Genomic DNA, 19,826 nt, shown 5'->3' with positions numbered 1-19,826 from the left:
GCTCTCGCCTTGCGCGCGAAAGCGCGCGATCAGCTTGTGCCCGCAGGTCCGGCCGATCCCGAAGCGACGGCACAGCGCACTCACATTCGCACCCGGCGCCAGCGCCAGGCGCACAAATTCTTCCTTCTGGTTCATCACGCTCCTGGCCTCGAATGGCANCACGAACCTCCCCGCGCAAAGCGCACGAAACTGTTCGCGATGTCTTCGCACACCTGTTCGCGATGTCTCCGGTCCAAACAGGGGGGAGATTGGCAGCTGTTGCGGCGGCACTTGCTTTACGACCTCTGCGATTGGCGAAAGCCATAGGGACAGCCGATCTCCCCCCTTGAGGGGGAGATGGCCGGCAGGCCAGAGGGGGGTGCCTTGGCGCGGCATATCAACCAATCCACTCACAGCAGCGCCTCCAACAACCCCGCCGCCTTTTCCGGCCCGTTCTGCACGTGCATCTGCGCCGAGGTCTTCGCCAGCTTCGCCTTTATCCTCGGATCAGTCAGGCATGCTTCGATCTTCGCGACCAGCTCGGCATCGTTCCAATCGTAACGCGGCATGCCGAAGCCGTGGCCGGTTTCCTCGACGCGGGTGGCGTTGTCGTGGCCGTCCCATACATAGGGCATGATGATGGCCGGCTTGCCGAAATAGAGGCACTCGGTGAACGAGTTGTTGCCGCCATGATGAATGACCGCGTCGACCTGCGGGATGACCGAGGGCTGCGGAAACCAGCTATCGACGATGATGTTGCCGGGCACGTCCGTGTACTGGTCCTTGTAGCCGCCGACATTGACCAGCGCGCGGTAGCGCGTCTTGCCGAGTGTAACGATGATGCGCTTCAACAGCTCGACATCGCCGGCGCCGAGGCTGCCGAAAGAGACATAGAGCAGCGGGCCGTCATTATTCTCCGCGAAGGTCGGTACAGCGTAAGGTTTCTCCTGCCGCACGCAGCCTTCCAGATACTGGAATTGTCGGGGATCAAGCGGATGCCGGCGCTTGAACTTTGCCGCTTCGGGATAAAGCAGCAGATTGAGATGGGGCGAGGCCTCGAAGAACTGGCCGACCGGATAGGGCGCCTCGTCGTTGGCGGTGAGGAAGGCGTTGAAGTCGTCATGGATCGGCTTGATCACCGCGTTGAAATGGTCGCGGTAGCGCTGGTGACCGGCATGGTCGCTCTCGCCGCAGCCGGAGAGATGCGGCGGGATATCCTCGTCCTCGATCTCGTTTTCCGAGCAGGAGATGACACGCACCCACGGCTTGCCGAACTGCTTGATGGCCGGGAACAGGATGACGTTATCGACGCAGATGACATCCGGTTTGATGGTGGCCAGAACGCGCGGCAGATCCTTCTGCGCCCATTTGGCGCTGTCGACGATCGCCGTCCAACAGTCCTTCACATAGTTGTCGACCTGGTCGTAGGGCGACTTGCGGAAATTCGGGATGTGGCCGTTGATGAAGTCCTCCCAGAACTTGGCCATCTGCTCGGGCGGCATCGGCTCCGACAGGTTCACCGGATGCGCCTCGAAGCCATAGCCCCTGTAGACCTCGACAAAGCCGGGATCGGACAGGAACACGGCCTTGTGGCCACGGGCCTCGACGGCTTGCGCGATGCCGACGGAATTGAGCGCCGGGCCGTAGGCGGCTTCCGGGAAAAAGGCGATCGTCTTCTGCGCCATCAGGCTTCTCCTCTATTCCTCAAAAATTCTGACATCGGCGGCATCCCAGCCGAGCTCGACCTGGTCGCCCGACGCCACCGGCCGGCGGTCGGCGGCATCTGCGGTGACACGCACCAGGAACGGTTTTGGTGACAAAGGCGTGCGGACATGCAGTTGCAAATCGAGCCCGTGATACGCCAGTGCCTCGACCGTGCCGGTGGTGCGGTTTGCGGTCTCGCCTGATGGGAACAGCCTGATGCGCTCGGGGCGCACGGACGCGACGGCGGGCGCGCCAGGCGAAAGTGCGGCGGGAACCTTACCGGCGATGCGCGCGCCATTCACGGCGACCACGCCATCGGATGACGCTTTGCCGGGGACAAAATTCATCACCCCGATGAAGTCGGCGACGAAACGATCCGCCGGATGTTCATAGATCGCGTGCGGCGTGTCGCATTGCAGCAGCTTGCCGTCCTTCAGCACCGCCATGCGGTCGGCCATCACGAGGGATTCTTCCTGGTCGTGGGTGACGATGACGAAGGTGATGCCGACCTCGTGCTGCAGGCGCTTCAATTCCAGCTGCATGGCGCCGCGCAGTTTCTTGTCGAGCGCGCCGAGTGGCTCGTCGAGCAGCAGCAGCCGGGGCCGCTTGACCAGCGCCCGGGCGAGCGCGACACGCTGCTTCTGGCCGCCGGACAATTGCTCGGGCTTGCGATCGGCGAACGGGACGAGTTCGGTGGTCGCCAGGATGGCATCGACGCGGGAGCGGATTTCGGCCGCGGGCAAACGCTCCATTTCCAACCCGTAGGAGACATTGGCGCGGACGCTCATATGCGGAAACAGTGCATAGGACTGGAACATCAGATTGACCGGCCGCTTGTTGGGCGGGGTCCGGGCGATGTCGTGGCCATCGAGCAGGATGCGCCCGTCATTCGGCGTCTCGAAACCGGCCAGCATGCGCAGCAGCGTGGTCTTGCCGCAGCCGGAGGGTCCAAGCAGCGCGAAGAATTCATTTTCGCGGATATCGAGCGAGATGCCGTCGACGGCGGTGACCTGGCCGAACTTCTTTGACACATGATCGATGGCCAGCAGCGTGCGTGGTTCGCTCATTGGCCGATGATCCCACGGTTAAGGCGCTGCGACAGGGTCAGCGCGGTGATCGAAACCGCCATGACGATCGTCGCCAGCGCGTTGATCTCGGGCGTGATGCCGAAGCGGATCATCGCGTAAATCTGCATCGGCAGCGTGGTCGAGGCGCGACCGGCGCCGGCGGTGAAGAAGGCGATGATGAACTCGTCGACCGACAGCGTGAAGGCAAGCAGCGCGCCGGCGATCACCGCCGGCGCGATGACCGGCAAGGTCACCCGCCGGAAAGTGGTGAGCGCGGATGCGCCAAGATCGGCGGAGGCTTCGACGATCGACCAGTCGAAACTCTTCAGCCTTGCGCGCACCACCGAACAGACGAAGGCGAGGTTGAAGACGACATGGGCAAGGATGATGGTGTGCAGGCCCATGGTCAAATTGAGCATGGAAAAGAACGACAGCAATGCGATCGCCAGCACGATGTCGGGGATGATCATCGGCGCGAAGATCAGCGCTTCGAGCCCCATGCCATATTGCCGGCGCATCTCGACACCGATGGCCAGCAGCGTGCCGAGCAGCGTGGCGATGGCCGTCGAAACGACAGCCACGATCAGCGTGTTGAGCGTTGCGGACAGGATCGCGGAATTGTGGGCTAGGGAGACATACCATTTCAGCGAAAAGCCAGTCCGCCTTCGTTGAAGGATAGCGCCACCAGTACGGCGATCGGGATGTAGAGGAAGGCGAAGACGAGGACGAGCGCGAGCCAGAGCGTGCGCCGCGTGGCGGGGGAGCGCTCAGCCATCGGCTTGACCTCTAGCCTCAGCAGCACGCCCGGCGGCGCGGTCGGTGGCCAGGGCCTGCGCCATCAGCACCAGGAGCATGATGGCGATCAGCGCCATGGCGAGAGCGGCTCCGAAGGGCCAGTCATTGGCGGTCAGGAACTGGTCGTAGACGAGATTGCCGATCATCTGGAAGCGGCCGCCGCCGAGCAGCGCCGGGGTGACGAAATTGCCGATCGACAGCACGAAGACGAAGACGGCGCCGGCGGCGATGCCCGGCACGGTCAGGGGCAGGATGACACGGCGGAGGGTGGTGGCGGCGGAAGCGCCAAGGTCGCGCGAGGCTTCGGCGAGTTCCGGGTTGAGGCGCGACAGCGGTGCGTAGCAGGCGAGGATGACGAAGGGCAAATAGTTGTAGACGAGGCCGGCGATGACGGCGCCCTCGGTGTAGAGCATTGACGGCGGCTCGCCGGTGTAGCCGAACCAGCGCAGGAGCTGGGTGATCAGGCCCTCGCGGTTGAGCAGCACGATCCAGGCGTAAGTCCGGATCAGATAGTTGGACCAGAACGGCAGCACGGCAAAGAACAGGAACACCGGCTGCCACCGACGCGGTGCCGCCGCGATGGCGTAGGCGGCGGCATAGCCGATCACCACCGCGATCAGCGTCGCGGTGCCGGCGATGCGCGCCGAATTGAGGAAAATGCCGGCATAGAGCGGGTCGAAGACCAGCCCGAAATTCTCCAGCGTGAAGGTGTAGTCGATGCCGCCATAGATGCCGCGCCGGAAGAAGGCCAGCGCCAGAACCAGCGCGCACGGCACCACCATCAGCGCGGTCAGCCAGACCAACGCGGGAGCCATCAACAGGGAGGAGCGGGAGGGTTGGTACTTCACGAAGTAACCCCCTCTGCCCTGCCGGGCCCGGCCCTCCGGTGTCGCTCCGGGCGTTCGTCGTTCGGAAAGCCAAGCAATTGGCTTCCCGTCCGCTGCGCGGACCATTCCTCACCCCCCTCAAGGGGGGAGATCGGCAGTTCCGACCTCCCGCCTGCCTTCAAAAGTCGGCGATTTGCAAAAGCGATGCCACAGCCAATCTCCCCCCTTGAGGGGGAGATGGCCGGCAGGCCAGAGGGGGGCGCGACGAAACGCAAGCTTGCTTCCAGGATGCCGTTGGAACCGTCCTTACTGCGCGGCCTTGATCTCGCTGACGATCTTGGAATAGTCGCGCTGGGCTTCGCCGACGTCACGCAGCTGTTCGAACTTGACGAGGTCGGCGACCGGCATCGCCATGTTGGGGAATTTTGCCAGGAAATCGGCCGGCAGGCTTTCCATGGCCGGCTTGTTCGGCACCTTGTAGTCGATGTTCTGCGCTGCCCAGGCGTGGTTCTTGGCGTCGAGCATGAAGTTGATGAACTTGAAGGCGTCGTCCTTGTGCTCGGATGCCTTCATCACCACCATCGTGTCGACCCACAGGTCCGACCCCTCCTTGGGGATGACGTATTTGATCTCGGGCTTTTCGGCGATGCCGTAATTGCACCAGCCATCCCAGGCCTGCACCATCAGCGCCTCGCCGGAAACGAGCTTCGAATAGAAGGTGGTGTCGTCATAGGCGAGCAGGGTCTTCTTGGCTGAGATCAGCAGGTCCTTGACCTCGGCCATCTTGGCCGGGTCCGTCTCGTTGACGGAAAAGCCTTTGTCGAGCTGCCCGGCGGCCAGCAGCCAGCGATCGGTCGCCAGCATGGTGGTCTTGCCCTTCAGCGCATCGGAGGGCGCGAGCAGATCGCTCCAGCTCGTCGGCGCTGTCTTCACCAGGTCCGAGCGGTAGCAGAGGCCTGTCGTGCCCCAGGTGTAGGGCACGGAGAAGGCGTTGCCGACATCGTGCGGCAGTTTTGTCGCCTCGGGATAGAGGTTGGCGAGGTTGGGAATTTTGGCGTGGTCGATCGGTTCGGTCAGGCCGAGCTTGTTCAGCACCTCGGCGAAGGGCGAGGAGACGAAGACCACGTCATAGCCCTTGCCGCCGGCGGCAATCAGCTTGCCCATGATCTCTTCGTTGGTGGCGTGCACCACCACCTCGCCGGAGACGCCAGTCGCGGTCTTGAAGGAGGCCATGGCGTCGGGAGCCATGTAGCCGTCCCAGTTGGAGATGACGAGGTCGGCGGCACCAGCCGGCGCCGACAGCGCGAGGGCAAGGCCGAGAGCGATTGAAGAAACCTTGAGCGCACGGCGCCGCGGGCTGGTAGCGGTCATGGCAGGCTCCCATTCCGGTTGATCGTCGAATTCTGTGCTGGATCCGGCGCGGCCCATGCCGCAGCTCTCGATCCTGTTCCCTCGGTCTTTTTGCTGCCGATTGCAAAGACAGTACTATTGCAGAAAAAAGTACGTCAATCCATAATCTGCCAATCGACCGAGGAATCTGGCTGATTGCGTCCGCGCCGGCGATCGGTCAAACCAATAAGGTCATGTCCGCCACCCGAGACCAGTCATGCAAGCCACAGCCCGACGACCTCGCACCAACCATCTCGATCTGGCTCAGCGCATCCTCGATGTGGCGCGCCAGCGCGGCTTCGAGCCTGGCGCACGGCTGCCCGAGCAGCAGATTGCCTCGCTCTGCAATGTCTCGCGCACGCCGGTCAGGGCGGCGCTGAGCCTGCTCGCCGAACGGGGTGTCGTGCGCTGGGAGGCCGATACCGGCTATCATCTGGCTGTCGACCTTGCCGCGCAGTCGGCAATTGCCACCGAATTGCCCGCTGCGGAGGAGGACGAACTCGCAGAAGCGATCCTGCGCGACCGGTCGGCGCGGCGGCTGGACCAGACGGTGACTGCCGCAGGGCTGATGCGCCGGTACAGCGCTGAGCGAAAGACGGTACTAAAAGCTCTTAATAAACTGACAGAAGAGAATCTGCTGGACCGCGCGCCCGGCCAGTCCTGGCTTTTCCGCCGTGCGCCCGACGATCCGGAGGCGCAAGGTGAGAGCTATGAGTTCCGGCTGCTGCTTGAGCCCGCGGCAATCCTGACTCCGGGCTTTCGACTGGATGGCGCGCGGGCGGCGGCGTTGCGCCAGGGCATGGACGCGTTGTCGGCGCTGCCGGATGCCGTCTTCGACACGCGCGAGTTCCAGCGGCTGGACATCGATTTCCACGGCATGATCGCAGAGGGCTGCGCCAACCGCTTCATCACCGATGCACTGTCCGATCATCTCAGGCTGCGCCGGCTGCCAGGCATCTACGGCGGTGTCAACGTCTTCCGGCTGCGGCAATCCTTGCTGGAACACCTGAACATACTCGACCATCTTGAAAGCCGGCAGTATGAGGTGGCGGCCGACCTGCTTCGCATCCACCTGCGGCTCTCCCGCAACCAGCGACCGCAAGCGGCCAGTCGCGGCGCGCCCGCGCTGTTCGGCATGATCAGCCGGCCGGAATGAAGAGGATTAATTGACGCGTAAAGCCAGCCCGACCATCGCGCTGTTTCCCGAAGCAAGCTTCGGTGCGGCGTTGAATTGCGTCGGCATCGCGCAGGCCTTGCGCGCCAGGGGCGCCCGGCCCGTCTTTATCTGCCATGCCGGCTTCTCCGGTGTCTTTGCCGACTATGGGTTCCAGGAATACCAGCTGCCGACCGACGAGCCGCTGAGCGACAGCGAACGCCAGAGCTATTGGCAGGCTTTCGTGCGCCGGCACCTGCCGCATTTCCGGCTGAGCCCGATCGACCAGCTCGAAACCTATGTCGCGCCGACCTGGCAAGCGATCGTCGACACCGCTGTCAACGCCGAGTCGCCTTTGCGCCAATTGCTGGCACGGCTGAAGCCGGACGCCGTGGTGCTCGACAATGTCATCATGTTCCCGGCGATCGCGACGGCTGGCTGCCCCTGGGTGCGCGTCGTCTCCTGCGCCGAGACGGAATTGCCCGACGCTGAAGTGCCGCCCTATCTCTCGGGAATGGGTGCGGACGACCCGCAACGCGCGGCGTTCGAGGCGCGCTATCTCTCGGCCTCGGCGCCGGCGCATGACCGCTTCAACCGTTTTCGCGTCGATGCCGGCCTGGCACCATTGCCCAAGGGCCTGTTCCTGGAAAGCTCGCCCGACCTCAATCTGCTGCTGACGCCGGCGATCGTGCGGCGCGAACGGGCCGAACCGCTCGACCCGCAGCGCTTCGTCTATCTCGAAGGCTGCGTGCGGTCGGAAGGGCCGTTCGAGGTGCCGGTCTTCCCGCGCAATGGCGGGCCGCTGGTCTATGTCGCCTTCGGCAGCCTCGGCGCCATGGATGTCGGGTTGATCGAGCGCATGCTTGCCGTGTTCGACAGGCTGCCGGCGCGCTTCATCGTCAATGTCGGCGGCCTGCGCGATGCCTATCGGGCGGTGCCCGACAATGTCTATCTCGACGCCTGGTTTCCGCAGCCTTCCGTGGTGGCGAAGTCCGACCTGTTCATCCATCACGGCGGCAACAACAGCTTTTGCGAGGCGCTGCGTTTCGGCGTGCCGTCGCTGATCATGCCCTATTGCTGGGACGGACACGACAATGCGCGCCGCGCCGGAGAGACCGGTGTTGGCGACCATATCGGCCGGGATGCCTGGACCGAAGGAGTATTGGAGAGAGCCATTCTCGGCCTGCTGGCCGACGATGCCATGCGCGCCCGCCTGAGGGACAATGCAGCCCGGATGGCGTTGCAACCCGGAACGGACGTGGCCGCGCAAGCCATACTCTCTCTGATACGGACTTGAACGAAATGCCCGACAAAAACACGAATATCGCCTCCAACGACCCCAAGGCCTGGCTGATCCAGCACGGCATCAATGAAGTCGAGTGCCTGGTGCCCGACATGAACGGCGTGCTGCGCGGCAAGGCCTTGCCAACGGCCAAATTCCTCAAGGCCCTGGAAGACCGCGCGCTCTACCTGCCGAGCAGCGCCTTCCTGGTCAGCATCGATGGCCGCTATACCGGCTCGATCGATGAGGGTTTTGCCTATTCGGACCCGGACATGCGCATGGTGCCCGATGTCTCGACGCTCTGCCTGGCGCCGGGTGCCGGCGCTGGCAAGGCCTACGTCTTCGCTGACGCCTTCCACATGGACGGCAGGCCATGGATGACCTCGCCGCGCCATGTGCTGCGCGCCGTTCTCGATCTCTACCGCCAGCGTGGCTGGCGGGCCGTGGTGGCGCCGGAGCTTGAATTCTATCTCACCGCGCCCAATCCCGATCCGGACAGACCGCTGACCGCGCCGGTCGGCGCCAATGGCCGCGCGGAGGGCGTGCAGCATCCCTATGATATGGCGGCGCTGGAAGAGTTCGAGCCGGTGATCCGTCGCGTCTATGATTATGCCGCTGCCGCCGGGTTGCCGCTCGACACCCTGATCCATGAATCGGGCACGGCGCAGCTGGAGATCAATCTGCTGCATGGCGACGCATTGCCGCTGGCCGACCAGGTGCTGCTGTTCAAGCGGCTGACGCGCCAGGCCGCGCAGCAATGCGGCATGCATGCCACCTTCATGGCCAAGCCGATCGCGGCGCAGGCCGGCAGCTCGATGCATCTGCACATGTCGGTTGTCGATGAGAAGACTGGCAATGCGCTGTTTGCCAGCTCTGACGATGCCGACACCGAAATGTTCGGCCATTTCATCGGCGGCCTGCAGAAATATGTGCCCGAGATCATGCCGCTGTTTGCACCCAACGTGAACTCGTTCCGCCGCATAAGGCCGAACCACAGCGCGCCGGCCAACATCGAATGGTCGCATGACAATCGTTCTTGTGGTTTGCGCGTGCCCGCAGGAGGACGCGCGGCGCGCCGGGTGGAGAACCGGTTGCCGGGTGCTGATTGCAATCCCTATCTGGCGATCGCCGGCTCGCTGCTCGCCGGCTATCTCGGTGTCCAGCAGAAGTTGGCGCGTTCGGCGGAAGCCACGGGCAATGCCTACAAGGTGAAGAGCACGCTGCCGAAGACCATGGAGGAAGCGCTCGACCGCTTCACCGCTTGCGAACCGGTGCGGGCATTGCTCGGCGAGGATTTCTTCCAGACCTATCTGCGCGTCAAGAGCGTCGAACTCGATCTGTTCCAGAGCGTGGTGACGAGCTGGGAACGCGACCATTTGCTGCTGAAGGTGTGATCATGACATCTTCAACGGGTTTCAATTCCGGTCTCGATGTCGGCAAATCCTATTATGTCGCCACCGCCAATACGGCTCCGGACTATCCGGCGCTCGCCGGCGATGTCGACGCCGACCTTGTCGTCGTTGGTGGCGGCTGCACCGGCCTGTCGGCCGCCCTTCATGCCGCCGAGCGCGGCCTGAAGGTGGTGCTGCTCGAAGGTGGCAAGATCGGCTGGGGCGCCTCGGGCCGCAATGGCGGCCAGATGATCCCCGGCCTGCGCAAGGGAGCCAAAGGCCTAGTCAAGCTCTATGGGCCCGAACGGGCGAAGGTGCTGTTCGACCTTGCCTTCGAAGCGCGCGGACTGGTGCTCGACATCATCGAGCGCCATGCCATTGATTGCGATGTCAGGCTGACCGGCCATCTGGTCGGCGCAGTCAACGGCTCCGACCTCAAGGATTTGGAAGACGAAGCAAAGTGCCTCGAGAGCGTGATGAATTTCCGCGACGTCGAGATCCTGTCGGCGGCCGACGCCCGGGCCAAGGTCGACACCCCTTACCATGGCGCGATGTATGAGCCGCTGGGCGGCCACATGCATCCGCTGAACTACACGCTCGGCCTTGCCCGCGCGGCAGTGGCCGCCGGCGTCGTCATCCATGAGAATTCGGTGGCGGTGAAACTGGAGCGCGAGCCTTCGATCCGGGTCTCGACGTCAAAGGGTTCGGTCAAGGCCAAGCATGTCGTCTTGGCCGGTGATGCGCTGCTCAATGGGCTGGAGCCGCGCGTCAACAGCCGCATCATGCCGGTCGGCAACTACATCGTCGCTACCGAGCCGCTGGAAGGCAAACGCAACGTCATCCCGACCAATGTCGCGGTGTCGGACACGCGCTTCGTCGTCAACTACTACCGCATGTCGGCGGATGGGCGGCTGCTGTTTGGCGGCGGCGAGCGCTACACGCCGTCGCCGCCGGCCGACATTGCCGGCTTCGTGCGGCCGCATATGGAAGCCACCTTTCCGCAGCTCAAGGGTTGCCGCATCGATCATGCCTGGGGCGGGCTGGTGTCGGTGACGACGTCGCGGCTGCCGCATGTCGGGCACTATGGCGAGGTCTATTTCGCGCATGGCTATTCCGGCAAGGGCGTCATCCTGTCGACGCTGTCGGGCAAGCTGCTGGCGGAAGCGATTACGGGGGATGCCTCACGGCTCGACCTCTTCTCGACGCTGACGCCGATGCCGTTTCCCGGTGGAACGACGCTGCGTGGTCCGCTCTACGTGCTGGGCATGCTTTGGTACGCGATGCGGGATCGCATCAAGCATTGAGGTCGACCTAAACCACGAAAAAATCCTCAATGCGCTGCCTGGCCTCAAGCAGCGCCGGCAGGATTTCCCGCTCCATCTCCGCGACCGAAAATCGCGCCGATTGCGTCGAGACATTGATGGCCGCGACCGTGCGTTCCGCCCGGTCGCGGATCGGCACGGCGATGGAACGCAGGCCGAGCTCCAGCTCCTCGTCGACGATGGCAAAGCCGGCGGCCTTCGCTCTGCCGATGGCGCCGGCAAGCAGCCTAATGTCGACGATCGTCTTCGGCGTCCGTCTCTCTATGGTCGCTTGGCTGAGAAATGCCTCCAATTCCCCTGGTGTCAGCCCAGCCAGCAGGATGCGGCCCATCGACGTGCAATAGGCCGGCAGCCTGGTGCCGACATCGAGCGATACACTGAGGATACGGCGGCCGGGAATGCGGGCGACATAGACGACATCGTGGCCCGACAGGATCGCCGCCGAGCAGGCCTCGTTCAGCTGCGCCGCCACCGCGCGCATGGTGGGCGCGGCAAAGCTCCACAGCGAGCCGCCGCCGAGCCAGGTGCGTGCGATGGTCAGCAGGCGCGGCGACAGCGAAAACACACGGCCGTCCTGCGTGGCATAGCCGGTGGCAACAAGCGTCAGCAGGAAACGACGGGCGCCGGCGCGGGTCAGGCCGGCTTCCTCGGCCATCTCGGTCAATGTCATGCCCGAGGGATGACGTGCGAGGATTTCCATGACGGCAAGGCCACGCTCGAGCGAGCCGACATGGTCACGGGAAACAGCCTCGTCGTCCATTCGTGTCCTCGGAACGGCATCATTGCCGGGATTGACTCTGTGCCATCCCCTAGCATAGAAAGTATCGCATATAATACATATGTTCGCAATGCGAACTTTTTGAATCCGGAGCCAATGCGATGGTCAAGTTCCTGCCGCTCAAACAGGCCGTTGCGGAGAATTTGAACAATGGCGACTCCGTCGCCTTCGAAGGCTTCACCCATCTGATCCCGACGGCGGCGGCACACGAGGCGATCCGCCAGGGGTTTCGCGACCTGACCCTGATCCGCATGACGCCGGACCTGATCTACGACCAGATGATCGGCATGGGCATGGCGAAGAAGATCATCTTCTCTTATGTCGGCAATCCGGGCGTCGGCCTGCTGCGGCGCGCCCGCGACGCCATCGAGAACGGCTTTCCCCGGTCGATCGAGGTCGAGGAGCACAGCCATGCCGGCATGGCCAATGCCTATGAGGCGGGCGCTGCCGGTCTGCCCTGCGCGGTGTTTCGCGGCTATCGTGGCGCCGGTTTGGCGGCGGTCAATCCGAACATCAAGTCGGTCACCTGTCCGTTCACCGGCGAGGTGCTGGCGGCCGTTCCCTCGATCCGGCCTGACGTCACCTTCATCCATGCGCAGAAGGCCGACAAAAAAGGCAATGTTCTGGTCGAAGGCATCATCGGCATCCAGAAGGAAGCGGTGCTGGCCGCCAGGCGCGCCGTGGTGACGGTCGAGGAAGTGGTCGACAATTTCGACGATCTGCATCCCAATCTGACCGTGCTGCCGCGCTGGACCATCGCGGCGATATCGGTCGTGCCCGGCGGCTCGCACCCGTCCTACGCCCACGGCTATTATGCGCGCGACAACGCCGCCTATCTGGAATGGGACGAGATCGCCGCCGACCGGGAAAAGTTCCAAGCCTGGATGCAGGCAAACGTCATCGAAAAGAGCGCCGACGATTTCGCGGCCCGAGTCGAGCATCTGAGGAAAGCGGCATGAGTGGGCTGGGCTTCACCCCCAACGAGATGATGACCATCGCCGCCAGCCGCGCGCTGGGGAATGACGATGTCTGCTTTGTCGGCATCGGCGCGCCTTCCGCCGCCTGCAATGTGGCGCGGCTGACGCATGCGCCTGGCATCACCTTGATCTATGAGAGTGGCACGATCGGCACCGCGCCCGATGTGCTGCCGCTCTCGATCGGCGATGGCGAATTGTGCGAGACCGCGGTCACCACCGTCGCGGTGCCGGAGATGTTCCGCTACTGGCTGCAGGGCGGCCGCATCTCGATCGGTTTCCTCGGTGCCGCCCAGCTCGACAAGTTCGGCAACATCAACACCACGGTCATCGGCGACTATTTCCATCCCAAGACACGGCTGCCCGGTGGCGGCGGCGCGCCGGAGATCGCGACCTCGTCGAAGGAGATCTACATCACCATGGCGCAGACCAGGCGCGGCATGGTCGAAAAGATCGACTTTTTTACTTCGTTCGGCCATGGCGAAGGCGGCGATCACCGTCAGCGACTGGGCATCGATACTGCTGGCCCGACCTTGCTGATCACCGATCTCGCCATCTGGAGGCCGGACCCGGCGACGAAGGAATTCACCGTCGTGTCGCTGCATCCGGGCGTGACGCGCCAGCAGGTGCAGGAAACCTGTGGCTGGATGGTCAAGTTCGCCGCCGCACTTGACGAAACCCCGCCGCCAAGCGAACTCGAACTCAAGACATTGCGCGACCTGCAGGCCCGTACTAAGGCGGCGCATGAAGGAAGCGGAAAAGGGAAAGCTGCCTGACATGGCCGAGGCCTATATCTGCGACTACATCCGCACGCCGATCGGCCGTTTCGGCGGCTCCTTGTCTTCCGTGCGCGCCGACGACCTCGGCGCCATCCCGCTGAAGGCGCTGGTCGATCGCAATGCCGGCATCGACTGGCAGGGGATCGACGACGTCGTCTATGGCTGCGCCAACCAGGCCGGCGAGGACAACCGCAACGTCGCGCGCATGGCGCTGCTGCTGGCCGGCCTGCCCAAGGAAATCCCAGGCTCGACCGTCAATCGCCTGTGCGGCTCGGGCATGGATGCGCTGACCATCGCCGCGCGCGCCATCAAGGCTGGCGAAGCCGAGTTGATGATTGCCGGCGGCGTCGAATCGATGAGCCGGGCGCCCTTCGTCATGCCCAAGGCCGACACGGCTTTTTCGCGCAATGCCGAGATCTACGACACCACCATCGGCTGGCGCTTCATCAACCCGCTGATGAAGAAGCAGTATGGCGTCGATTCGATGCCCGAGACCGGCGAGAACGTCGCAGAGGATTTTTCCGTCTCGCGCGCGGATCAGGACGCCTTTGCGGTGCGCAGCCAGGACAAAGCGGTCGCGGCACAAGCCAATGGAAGGCTGGCCAAGGAGATCACCCCGGTGACGATCCCGCAGCGCAAGGGCGATGCCGTTGTTGTCAGCAAGGATGAACATCCCCGCGCGGGCACCACGGTCGAGGCGCTGGCCAAATTGCCGACGCCGTTCCGGCAGGGCGGCACGGTGACAGCCGGCAATGCCTCCGGCGTCAATGACGGCGCGGCGGCGCTGATCGTTGCCTCGGAAGCAGCGGTCAAGAAATACGGCCTGACGCCGATCGCCCGCATCCTCGGCGGGGCCGCCGCCGGCGTCGCGCCGCGCATCATGGGCATCGGTCCGGCGCCGGCGACGCAGAGGCTGTGCGCGCGGCTTGGCCTGACGCCGAAACAGTTCGATGTCATCGAGCTCAACGAAGCCTTTGCCTCGCAAGGCATCGCCGTGCTGCGCCAACTCGGCATTGCCGAGGACGCCGAGCAAGTCAACCCGAATGGCGGCGCCATCGCGCTCGGCCATCCCTTGGGCATGTCGGGCGCCCGCATCTCGGGCACGGCGGCACTGGAGCTGCGCGAACGCGGCGGCCGCTATGCGTTGGCAACAATGTGTATCGGCGTTGGCCAAGGCATCGCCATCGCGCTCGAACGGGCTTGATCTGAAGCCCTTTCGGCAGGCCAGATGGGAGATTCCATCTGGCCTGACAAATTTGACCATGTGGACAAAAGTCCGGACCCGTTCCATAGTTCCCCGTCTGACATTTTCGTGAACAACCGGCTCGACACGGCTGTCGAACAGAGGGGAATGCAATGGAAAACCGGAACAACAAATTCCAGATAAAGCGCGACGGGCTGTCGCGGCGCAATGTGCTGGAGCTTGGCGCGCTGGGTCTCGCCGCGGCGATGCTGCCGGGCGCCGCCTTCGCCAAGGACAAGAAGCTGAAAGTGGCGGCGATCTTCGCCACACCGATCGAGGAGCCGTGGGACAATCAGGTCCATGTCGCGCTGCTGAAGGCGCAAAAGGAACTCGGCATCGAATACAAATGGTCTGAAAAAGTGCAGACCGCCGATTTCAGCCGCGTCATGCGCGAATATGCGCAAGGCGGCTACCAGCTGGTGCTGGGCGATGCCTTCGCGGCCGAGCGCGAGTCGCGGCGCACGGCCAAGCAGTTTCCGAAGACCGCCTTCCTGTTCGGCTCAGGCGCCGGCCCGGCCGAACCCAATTTCGGCGTCTTCGACAATTGGATCCATGAGCCCGCCTATCTCTCCGGCATCATCGCCGGCAAGATGTCGAAGTCGGGCACGGTCGGCGCCGTCGCGGCGATGGGCATTCCGGAAGTGAACCGGCTGGTCAACGCCTTCTTCGCCGGCGCCAAGGAGGTCAATCCGAACATCAAGAAGAAGGTTTCCTTCATCGGCTCCTTCTTCGATCCGCCAAAGGCCAAGGAAGCCGCTGTCGCGCAGATCGATGCCGGTGTCGATGTCATCTATGCCGAGCGTTTCGGCGTCATCGAGGCGGCGGTCGACAAGAAGATCCTCGCCATCTCCAACATGTCCGACCAGTCGAGCCTCGGCCCCGATACGGTCATCACCGGCCCGGTCTGGGACATGTATCCGACGGTCGAACAGGCGATCAAGCTGGTCAAGGCCGGCGTCTTCACCGCGCAGGACTATGGCGATTTCTCGCGCATGGCCAAGGGCGGCTCGTTCCTGGCGCCCTACCACAAGTTCGACAAGACGCTGCCCGCCGACGTCAAGGACCTGGTCGAGAAGAAGAAGGCCGAGATTCTGGAAGGCAATTTCCGCGTCGATGTCGACGAGAACACGCCGGTTTCGGATTGATGTCGGGTTTTAGGGGGTAGTGCGCGGCGCCCCCCTCTGGCCTGCCGGACGTTCGTCATTTGGAAAGCCAAGCAATTGGCTTTCCACCCGCTTCGCGGACCATTCCTCAACCCCCTCAAGGGGGGAGATCGGCGGCTTCGTCGATAGCGCTCTTCTTCGACGTGGAAAACTAGCGAAAGCCGAAAGTGACATCCGATCTCCCCCCTTGAGGGAGATGGCCGGCAGGCCAGAGGGGGGTACAGCGCAACCCTATCGGTCAAAGCTGAATTGTGAAGCGATCAGGAGTATCCTTGCCGACGCCCGGCCCACTCATCGAAATGCGCGGCATCACCAAGAGCTTCGGCGCCGTCAAGGCGAACGAGGCTGTCGACCTCAGTGTTGCGCCGGGCGAGATCCTCGGGCTGCTGGGCGAGAACGGCGCCGGCAAGACGACGCTGATGAATGTGCTGTTCGGCGCCTATGCGCCGGATGCCGGCGAGATCCTGATCCAGGGCCAGAAGGTGCGGATCACCAGTTCGGCCGATGCGCTGGCCGCCGGCATCGGCATGGTGCACCAGCATTTTCATCTGGCGCCACGGCTGACGGTGCTGGAAAATCTGCTCATCGGCATCCCGGGCAAATCGGGGCGGCTAGACCGTGCCGGCGGGTTGGCGCGTCTCGCCGAAATCAGCCGCCAGCATGGGCTGACGCTGGATCCCGACTTGCCGGTCTCGGCGCTGTCGGTCGGCGAGCAGCAGCGGCTTGAGATCGTCAAGGCGCTGTTTCGCGGTGCCAAGCTGCTAATCCTCGACGAGCCGACGGCGGTGCTGGCGCCTCGCGAGGTCGACGGGCTGTTCTCGGCGCTGCGGTCGATGGCAGCGCAAGGCCTCGGCATCATCTTCATCTCGCACAAGCTCAACGAGGTGCGGGCGCTGACGCATCGCTGCACGGTGCTGCGGCTTGGCCGTGTCGCCGGCCGTGTCGATGACCCGGCCAACACGACGTCGGCTGAAATGGCGCAACTGATGTGCGGCCACGAGATCGTGCCGCCGGCGCGGGGACCATCGACGCCCGGCGCAGCGGTGCTGACGCTTGACGGCATTTCCACCTCAAAGCATTCGGGCACGGTGCTGCGCGACGTGTCGCTTGCAGTTCGTGCCGGCGAAATCCTCGGCATTGCCGGCGTGTCGGGCAATGGCCAGCGGGCGCTCGCCGAGGTGATCTCCGGCGTGCGCGCGCCCGATGCTGGCCAAATGACGATCGCCGGCCAGAAGGTGTCGCGGTTTTCGCCGCGCGAGGTGCAGGCGCTCGGCCTCGGGCGCATCCCGGAAGACCGCATGACGACCGGTCTGGTGACCAATTTGCCACTCGCCGATTCCATGGTGCTGCCGCGCATCGGCACCGCCGCCTTTTCAGCCAAGGGCCTGCTCAAGCCGGATGCGATCCGCGCCTTTGCCGAAGAACAGATCAAGGCCTATGACATCAGGTGTCCCGGGCCGATGACCCGCGCCGGGGCCCTGTCCGGCGGCAACCTGCAGAAGGCGCTCTTGGCGCGCGAACTGGCTTTCGACCCGAAGGTGTTGATCGTTTCGCAGCCGACGCGCGGCCTCGACATCGGTGCCGCCCGGTTCATCCATGAAAAGTTCCTCGACATGCGGGCCAAGGGCTGCGGCATCATCGTCATCGGCGAGGATCTGGAAGAGCTGCTGGTGCTCTGCGATCGCATCGCGGTGATGTATGAGGGCCGCATTGTCGGCACGCTGGACAGCGCTGATGCGACGATCGCGCGGCTCGGCCTGCTGATGACCGGGGCGGAGGGCCACAGCTGATGTTTCGCCTGGAAGTCCGCACGTCAACGCCCGCCTGGTTCAACCTGGCGCTGCCGCTGCTGGCGATCGTAGCGACGCTTGTGCTTTGCAGCGGCCTGATCGCGCTGGCTGGCGCCGGTGTGCTCGAATCCTATGGCGTGATGTTCACGGCGTCCCTCGGGGATAGCTATGCGATCACCGAAACGCTGGTGCGCGCGGCCCCGATGATCTTCACCGGGTTGGCGGTTGCCGTCGCGTTCCGGGCAAAGTTCTGGAACATCGGCGCCGAGGGGCAGTTGCTTGCGGGTGCGGTGGCGAGCTGCTTCGTCGGTGCCATTCCGATGCCGGGGCCGCTTGCCATGCTGCTGATGGCAATCGCCGGTGCCGCGGCGGGCGCCGCGGTCGCGCTGGTGCCGGCGACACTGCGGGTAAAATTCAAGGTCGATGATGTCGTCAGCTCGCTGCTGCTCAACTCGGTCATCTACTACGCGCTGATGGCGCTGATCGAAGGGCCATGGAAGGATAGCTTCAGCGGTTATCCGATCTCGCCGCCGATCGAGGATTCGGCGAATTTTCCGGTGCTGATCGAAGGCACGCGGCTGCATCTTGGTGTCGTCGTGGCGCTGATCGCGGCACCGTTGATCTGGTTCCTGATCGTGCGCACGACGCTAGGTTTCAGGATTCGGGTCACTGGCGAGAATCCCGAAGCCGCACGCTATGGCGGCATCAACGTCGAACGGGTGCTGATCTCGACCGCGTTGCTGTCCGGCGCGCTGGCCGGCTTGGCCGGTGTCGGCGAAGTCGGCGGCGTGCATTTCCAGGTGATGAGCGACATCTCGCCGGGCTACGGTTATTCCGGCATCGTTGTTGCCATGCTGGCGCGGCTCAATCCGTTTGGCGTCGTGCCGGCGGCGATCTTTCTGGCCGCGGTGATGACCGGGGCCGAGGCGATGTCGCGCGCGACCGGCGTGCCGGCCTTCCTCAGCGACGTCATCCAGGGCACCGCGCTGCTTGCCATGCTGGTAGCGCTGCTGTTCACCGCCTATCGCGTCCGCCGCGTCGGGGCTGCCCGATGAGCGCGGTGTTCGAACAGATCTTTCAGGTCGGCTTTTTGGCCGCCATCATCCGCATCGCCACGCCGTTGGCTCTCGCGACGCTCGGCGAAATGTTCTCCGAGCGGGCCGGCGTGCTCAATCTCGGCATCGAAGGCATCATGCTGCTCTGCGCGATGACCGGCTTCACCGCCACCAGCCTCAGCGGCAGCCTGTGGCTCGGCGTGCTTACGGCGGTGCTGACCGGCATGCTGATGGGCGCGCTGCATGCGCTGTTCACGGTGGCGCTCGGCCTCAGCCAGCATGTCTGCGGCATCGGCGTGACGTTGTTCTCGTCGGGCCTCGCCTATTTCCTCTACCGGCTGATCTTTGGCCAGCAATCGGTGCCGCCGAGCATCAAGGGTTTTCAGACGGTTCCGATCCCGATCCTTTCCGACATTCCGGTGCTGGGGCCGGCGGTGTTCAACCAGTTCGCCCTGGTCTACGTGGCGATCATCGCCATACCGCTCGCCGCCTTCGTGCTCTACCGCACGCCCTGGGGCCTGTCGGTGCGCATGGTTGGCGAGAACCCGCGCGCGGCGGACTCTGCCGGCGTCAGCGTCATTGCCACCCGCTTCCAGGCCGTCATTCTCGGCGGTGCGTTGATGGGGCTGGCCGGTGCCTTCCTGTCGATGGCGCAGTTCAACGCCTTCACCTTCGGCGTCGTCTCCGGGCGCGGCTGGGTGGCGATCGCGCTGGTTGTGTTCGGCCGCTGGGATCCGTGGCGCTCGGCAGGGGCCGCGCTGCTGTTCGCTTTCGTCGATGCGCTGCAACTGCGCATGCAGGCGAGCGGCCTCGGGCATATCCCTTACGAAGCGTTCCTGATGCTGCCCTTCATCTTCACCATCGTCGCGATGGCTGTGATGTCGCGCAACGCGGTGGCGCCGTCGGCGCTGTTGAAGCCGTTCCGCAGGGAAGAACGGTAGGGCAATAGGGCTTGGCATCCGTTCCTCTGGTAGAGGAGGGGCCAAGCTGTCCCTGGGACGAAGAACCTGAAAATAAGCCCATAGGTCCATTTCAGCGCTTAGGGTGATGTGGGCGGCTCTGCCAATCGACCTCCCAGACAGGGCCTCTCAGCAATCGGCAACCAATTAGGTGGCGCATAAGGAAAAATTATTCT

Annotated in this window: 16 protein-coding genes and 1 pseudogene; 11 read left to right on the top strand and 6 right to left on the bottom strand. The window is 64.0% G+C overall.

Features of this window, described 5'->3' with window-relative positions; all coding sequences use genetic code 11:
* Window positions 1-389: 389 nt before the first annotated feature.
* The 5 genes and pseudogenes from A3A9_RS0120785 to A3A9_RS0120765 form a co-directional block, all read right to left on the bottom strand.
* Complete coding sequence (locus A3A9_RS0120785; protein WP_027060493.1) at window positions 390-1,664, bottom strand: glycosyltransferase; 1,275 nt, start codon at window positions 1,662-1,664, stop codon at window positions 390-392.
* A gap of 12 nt (window positions 1,665-1,676) precedes the next feature.
* Window positions 1,677-2,750 carry an ABC transporter ATP-binding protein gene (locus A3A9_RS0120780; RefSeq protein WP_027060492.1) on the bottom strand — a complete coding sequence of 358 codons (1,074 nt, stop codon included), beginning with the start codon at window positions 2,748-2,750 and terminating at the stop codon, window positions 1,677-1,679.
* A pseudogene (locus tag A3A9_RS41255) lies at window positions 2,747-3,525 on the bottom strand (ABC transporter permease). The gene A3A9_RS0120780 and the pseudogene A3A9_RS41255 overlap by 4 nt, the downstream one beginning before the upstream one ends.
* Entirely contained in the window at window positions 3,518-4,360 is an 843-nt protein-coding gene (locus tag A3A9_RS0120770; protein ID WP_027060491.1) for an ABC transporter permease, read from the bottom strand. The pseudogene A3A9_RS41255 and the gene A3A9_RS0120770 overlap by 8 nt, the downstream one beginning before the upstream one ends.
* 318 nt (window positions 4,361-4,678) lie before the next feature.
* Window positions 4,679-5,743 (bottom strand): polyamine ABC transporter substrate-binding protein, encoded by a 1,065-nt coding sequence (locus tag A3A9_RS0120765; RefSeq protein WP_027060490.1) that lies wholly within the window; start codon window positions 5,741-5,743, stop codon window positions 4,679-4,681.
* 235 nt (window positions 5,744-5,978) lie between these two features.
* On the opposite strand from A3A9_RS0120765, the gene A3A9_RS0120760 reads away from it, so the two are divergent.
* The 4 genes from A3A9_RS0120760 to A3A9_RS0120745 are packed head-to-tail and all read left to right on the top strand — an operon-like array spanning window position 5,979 to window position 10,891.
* Complete coding sequence (locus tag A3A9_RS0120760; protein ID WP_027060489.1) at window positions 5,979-6,917, top strand: GntR family transcriptional regulator; 939 nt, start codon at window positions 5,979-5,981, stop codon at window positions 6,915-6,917.
* Window positions 6,918-6,927: 10 nt separating this feature from the next.
* Complete coding sequence (locus A3A9_RS0120755) at window positions 6,928-8,211, top strand: glycosyltransferase (RefSeq protein ID WP_027060488.1); 1,284 nt, start codon at window positions 6,928-6,930, stop codon at window positions 8,209-8,211.
* A gap of 5 nt (window positions 8,212-8,216) precedes the next feature.
* Complete coding sequence (locus tag A3A9_RS0120750) at window positions 8,217-9,590, top strand: glutamine synthetase family protein (RefSeq protein WP_027060487.1); 1,374 nt, start codon at window positions 8,217-8,219, stop codon at window positions 9,588-9,590.
* A gap of 2 nt (window positions 9,591-9,592) precedes the next feature.
* On the top strand, window positions 9,593-10,891 hold the full coding sequence (locus A3A9_RS0120745) for an NAD(P)/FAD-dependent oxidoreductase (RefSeq protein WP_027060486.1): 1,299 nt from the start codon (window positions 9,593-9,595) through the stop codon (window positions 10,889-10,891).
* Between the two features lie 7 nt (window positions 10,892-10,898).
* On the opposite strand, the gene A3A9_RS0120740 is transcribed toward A3A9_RS0120745, so the two are convergent.
* Entirely contained in the window at window positions 10,899-11,669 is a 771-nt protein-coding gene (locus A3A9_RS0120740; protein ID WP_027060485.1) for an IclR family transcriptional regulator domain-containing protein, read from the bottom strand.
* A 119-nt stretch (window positions 11,670-11,788) separates the two neighbouring features.
* On the opposite strand from A3A9_RS0120740, the gene A3A9_RS0120735 reads away from it, so the two are divergent.
* The 7 genes from A3A9_RS0120735 to A3A9_RS0120705 all read left to right on the top strand — a co-directional run bounded on the left by A3A9_RS0120735 (window position 11,789) and on the right by A3A9_RS0120705 (window position 19,632).
* Window positions 11,789-12,646 (top strand): CoA transferase subunit A, encoded by an 858-nt coding sequence (locus A3A9_RS0120735; protein WP_027060484.1) that lies wholly within the window; start codon window positions 11,789-11,791, stop codon window positions 12,644-12,646.
* A complete protein-coding gene (locus tag A3A9_RS0120730) occupies window positions 12,643-13,437 on the top strand; it encodes a CoA-transferase subunit beta (RefSeq protein WP_027060483.1) in 795 nt (264 codons plus the stop codon). Before A3A9_RS0120735 ends, A3A9_RS0120730 begins: the two co-directional genes overlap by 4 nt.
* 1 nt (window position 13,438) lies before the next feature.
* Window positions 13,439-14,644: a 3-oxoadipyl-CoA thiolase gene (gene pcaF, locus A3A9_RS0120725; protein WP_027060482.1), complete on the top strand. Its 1,206-nt coding sequence runs from the start codon at window positions 13,439-13,441 to the stop codon at window positions 14,642-14,644.
* Between the two features lie 152 nt (window positions 14,645-14,796).
* Window positions 14,797-15,828, top strand: a complete 1,032-nt coding sequence (locus tag A3A9_RS0120720) for a BMP family protein (protein ID WP_027060481.1) — start codon at window positions 14,797-14,799, stop codon at window positions 15,826-15,828.
* A gap of 317 nt (window positions 15,829-16,145) precedes the next feature.
* On the top strand, window positions 16,146-17,636 hold the full coding sequence (locus A3A9_RS0120715) for an ABC transporter ATP-binding protein (protein ID WP_033838696.1): 1,491 nt from the start codon (window positions 16,146-16,148) through the stop codon (window positions 17,634-17,636).
* The gene (locus A3A9_RS0120710) at window positions 17,636-18,691 is read left to right on the top strand and encodes an ABC transporter permease (RefSeq protein WP_027060479.1); all 1,056 of its coding nucleotides are present in this window, start codon (window positions 17,636-17,638) and stop codon (window positions 18,689-18,691) included. The genes A3A9_RS0120715 and A3A9_RS0120710 overlap by 1 nt, the downstream gene beginning before the upstream one ends.
* Complete coding sequence (locus tag A3A9_RS0120705) at window positions 18,688-19,632, top strand: ABC transporter permease (protein WP_027060478.1); 945 nt, start codon at window positions 18,688-18,690, stop codon at window positions 19,630-19,632. Before A3A9_RS0120710 ends, A3A9_RS0120705 begins: the two co-directional genes overlap by 4 nt.
* The last annotated feature ends 194 nt before the right edge of the window (window positions 19,633-19,826 follow it).

The sequence above is a fragment of the Mesorhizobium loti CJ3sym genome (assembly GCF_000472785.1).
Lineage (GTDB): Bacteria > Pseudomonadota > Alphaproteobacteria > Rhizobiales > Rhizobiaceae > Mesorhizobium > Mesorhizobium loti_E.
This window is presented reverse-complemented; position numbering and strand designations above follow the sequence as displayed.